3 protein-coding genes are annotated in these 3551 nt (G+C 45.6%); all 3 read left to right on the top strand.

What is annotated here, in order from left to right; genetic code table 11:
* The first annotated feature begins 255 nt into the window (after positions 1-255).
* Positions 256-2475: an ATP-binding protein gene (locus F6K52_RS34040; RefSeq protein ID WP_293089272.1), complete on the top strand. Its 2220-nt coding sequence runs from the start codon at positions 256-258 to the stop codon at positions 2473-2475.
* A 12-nt stretch (positions 2476-2487) separates the two neighbouring features.
* The gene (locus F6K52_RS34035; protein WP_293089269.1) at positions 2488-2745 is read left to right on the top strand and encodes a hypothetical protein; all 258 of its coding nucleotides are present in this window, start codon (positions 2488-2490) and stop codon (positions 2743-2745) included.
* 33 nt (positions 2746-2778) lie between these two features.
* On the top strand, positions 2779-3551 hold a 773-nt coding region (locus F6K52_RS34030; protein ID WP_293089266.1), incomplete at its 3' end, for a DUF4157 domain-containing protein.

The raw sequence follows: 3551 nt of genomic DNA, 5'->3' as shown, positions 1-3551 counted from the left end.
CAAAACAGCCACCTCAGTTTAAAGATGACCAGAAGGTAACAATAGAAAAATTCTCTAGCTGATTTTAGTCTAATCAGGTACACACGATTTTTTTTTTAACCCTCTTCTATCATAGCTGTTACGTCTTCCCACTTCCCTACTCCCTGCTCCCTGCTCCCTACTCCCTGCTCCCTGCTCCCTGCTCCCTGCTCCCTGCTCCCTGCTCCCTAAAACCCAGAAATTTGTACCTCACAAGTTGTAGAATTGCTATAGCTAATGAATAATATAGAAGAATTCCAAAAAAACAACAATTATTACCTGAAAGCAGCCATGGCTTGGTTGGTACTCCTTTTGGAGCAGAAAGCTCAAAGAGAAGGGACAACTGCGGCTGAGCTAGCGGCAGCAGAAAAGACGATGATAGCAGCAGAGAGAGTCGAACCCGCGCCAGCCTTGGTAAGACTCAAACACCAACTGAAGTTATCTCAGTTTGAAGCAAACCTCTTGCTGCTGTGCGTCGCCATGGAATTGAACCAAAACATTCCGCAGTTATATGGTTTAATTCAGGGGAACAACCGCAACTATCCGACCTTTTACCTCGCCTTTATGATTTTCGAGGCTCCGGCTTGGGATATCGTTTCTCCTGAAAGACCCCTGCGCTATTGGCAACTCATTGAAATTCTTCAATCTGGGGTCGATCCCTCGATTACCAGTCCGCTACGTGCCGATGAAAAAATTATCAATTATATCAAGGGGTTAAATTACTTAGACGATCGCCTAGCCAAGCTGGTCTTGCCATGGAAAAGACCGGAAAACAGCAACACCCAACCGGAAAACAGTCTGCCACCTTCTCAGCAAAAAGCAGTACAAGGAATAATTAATCAACTCCAGCATAACACAGATGCTCCCCAGCCAAAGGCGATCCAACTGTTGGGAGCGGATACAGCTAGCAAGCAACTGGTAGCCTGGCAAGTTTGCCAGTGTTTGAGCCTGGAACTCTATCGCTTGCCGATCGCCCTACTACCAACAGATAGTCATGTCTTGGAAACCATAGCTCGCTTGTGGGAGCGGGAAAGCCGCCTGGAGCAGGTGGCACTTTATTTAGACGTGCTGTCTTGCGAAGACTATATCACTCAGGGGCAAATGGCAGCATTCTATCGTTTTTTGGCACGGGGGAATGGCTTCTTTTTTATCGACATCTACGACAAAACCTCAGCTTTAGAAGGGGAAAGCTTGAGCTGGGATATTACCAAACCGACATCGGGAGAACAAATACAAACCTGGGAGAAGGCTTTAGGAACTGTAAGTCGCGACTTAGTCATGCCCCTGGTAGGGCAATTTAACTTAAATATTGCCGAAATTGAGAAAGTTGTCCGCAAAGTGTTGTCCCCCGATCTCCAACCTGTAGAGTATACGGAACAGGTAAAGGTAGAGCAGGAGGTGGTTGCACCAACAGTCCCTGATTTAAATTTGATAGACTCGACGAGTGCTAATCTGGGACGCGATCGCTTCGAGTTAATCGGCATCCCCAATACGATAACAGAGAAAGTAACCGAAACACAGAAAGTAACCGAAGTCCAGGATATTGAACAGGTTTCGCCACCACCCCAGGAAGATAATTTCCTGTTCAAGCAACTGTGGGATGGTTGTCTGGAAATAACCTGTCCCAAATTAGAGACTCTCGCACAGCGCATAGATGTGAAAGCGGGTTGGCAGGATATTGTCTTACCAAAAGATGAGACAAATCTATTACGTCAAATTGCTAACCAAGTGCGACAGCGAGGTAAAGTCTATGAAGAGTGGGGTTTTCACCAGCGGATGAATAGAGGCAAGGGAATAAGTGCTTTATTTGCTGGAGAAAGCGGTACGGGGAAAACCATGGCCGCAGAAGTAATTGCTAAGGATCTGGGCTTGCATCTGTATCGGATCGACTTGGCTACGGTGGTGAGTAAGTATATAGGAGAAACAGAGAAGAATTTGCGTCGTCTGTTCGATGCAGCGGAAGATGGCGGTGCAATTCTGTTTTTTGATGAAGCTGATGCCTTGTTTGGCAAGCGTTCGGAAGTTAAAGACGCCCACGACCGGTATGCGAATATCGAAATTAACTATTTACTACAGCGTCTGGAAGCTTATCGCGGTTTGGCCATTCTAGCAACCAATAAGAAAAATTCCATAGATGGAGCTTTCCTTCGGCGTTTACGATTTATTGTTAATTTTCCTTTTCCTGGGGTGGAGCAACGTGCCAAAATATGGCAGAAATCATTCCCGAAAGAAACCCCAAGAGAGATGCTGGACTGGGAGCGCTTAAGTCGCTTTAATTTTACAGGAGGGAATATACACAGTATAGCATTGAATGCAGCATTTATGGCAGCAGAAGAAGGTAAATCTGTGACAATGGATGTTGTCATGCGAGCAGCGCGGATGGAGTTCAAAAAACTGGACAAGTTAATAAATGAAGCTGATTTTCGGGAGTTCTCAATCCTGGGTGAATTGAGATAAATTTTGTAAACAATGAACGTAAATCTGAGAATAAATGAGATAGTAATCGGGGAAGGTGTTGACTTACCCCGCAGTATGCGTCGGGTATTGCAAGCTGCTGTCGAAACTGAATTAACCCGCCTGTTGACAGAAAATGGATTGCCCCATAGTCTAGCACAAGATTATAGGATACCGGGTATGCAAGTTGATCTGGAATTAAAGGGGAAAACTAGTCCCGATCACCTAGGAAAGATGGTGGCTCAATCCATTTACGAAAAATTAATTAAATAATATCCAGTTAGTTATAGATACAAAGGATAAAAAATGACTCTTCAATATGATGTTAGCAGAAGCAGCGAGTTTTCCCAGAAGAAGGGTTCCGATGACTGGATATTGCAACGGAGTGCGGTGCGTGAGCTACCAGCAAAAACTGTGAGACCTCAAATAGAAAGTGCAGCGGGCGCTCGCTCAGGCATTCAACTGGACTTGATGGAAATACCAGTCCACAACCAAGATCCGCTAGTGGTGCAGCCAAAGCTGATGGCAGGTTCAGTGGGAAATCATAACTGGGTCTGTCAACTAAAAGAACACCAGCAGAACGTAGCGGATGTTGGAGATACCCCAGTGCAGCAGGTAGCTGAGGTGGAAGCGCCAAACAATACTGGCCTGCCCAATGGTCTCAAAGCTGGTGTAGAAAACCTTTCAGGCATGTCAATGGATGATGTACGGGTTCACTACAATTCATCAAAACCAGCCCAGTTGAATGCCTTGGCCTATACTCAGGGTACAGATATCCATGTCGGACCAGGACAGGAAAGGCATTTGCCCCATGAAGCGTGGCATGTAGTACAGCAGAAAGAAGGGCGAGTGCAACCAACGATGCAGTTGCAGGGGATGGCAGTGAATGATAATTCAGCACTGGAACGGGAGGCAGATATCAGGGGAAAACAAGCAAGCTTATTCAATGACAAGGGACAAAAAAAAGCTCCAGAATTGGCTGAGGCAGAATCTAATATTACACAAAGAAAGCAGCCCCTCGTCCAAACAATTCCCAATAAGAGCCAAGATGAACGAGTAAAGCACAAATCAACAGGAGA

This window comes from Moorena sp. SIO3H5, from assembly GCF_010692395.1.
In the GTDB taxonomy this organism is placed as follows: domain Bacteria; phylum Cyanobacteriota; class Cyanobacteriia; order Cyanobacteriales; family Coleofasciculaceae; genus Moorena.
This window is presented reverse-complemented; position numbering and strand designations above follow the sequence as displayed.

Bases quoted from the DNA above. Each gene is read 5' to 3' on its own strand.
- F6K52_RS34035 (WP_293089269.1), top strand. From the start codon at position 2,488: ATGAACGTAAATCTGAGAATAAATGAGATAGTAATCGGGGAAGGTGTT.
- F6K52_RS34040 (WP_293089272.1), top strand. From the start codon at position 256: ATGAATAATATAGAAGAATTCCAAAAAAACAACAATTATTACCTGAAA.